We start from the raw sequence: 290 nt of genomic DNA, 5'->3' as shown, positions 1-290 counted from the left end.
GCCGGGATCGCCCTCGGAGCGGGCGACGACATGGACGTGCAGCTGACGCACGATGTTGCCGAGCGCGCCGGTGTTGATCTTGGTGCAGCCGGTCGCCCGCTTCAGGGCCTGCGCCACCATATTGGTCTCGAAGGTCAGCATCGCCTGGTCGAGCGGCGTCATTTCGTGGATCTCCTCCACGCCGGGCCGTTGGGGCACCAGCACCAGCCACGGCCAGCGGCGGTCGTTCATCAGCCTGAGCTCGCAAAGGCCAAGCCACATGAGCTGCTCGCTGTCCGCCTCCAGCCGGG

General features: G+C 67.9%; 1 protein-coding gene. It reads right to left on the bottom strand.

Features of this window, described 5'->3' with window-relative positions:
* Nucleotides 1-290, bottom strand: a 290-nt coding sequence (locus EN852_RS39600) for an HIT family protein (RefSeq protein WP_135879959.1), incomplete at both ends; no start/stop codon positions are given.

It is taken from the genome of Mesorhizobium sp. M2E.F.Ca.ET.209.01.1.1 (assembly GCF_004010375.2).
GTDB lineage: Bacteria > Pseudomonadota > Alphaproteobacteria > Rhizobiales > Rhizobiaceae > Mesorhizobium.
Note: the sequence above shows the minus strand (reverse complement) of the source record. Positions and strands in the feature narration are given on the sequence as shown.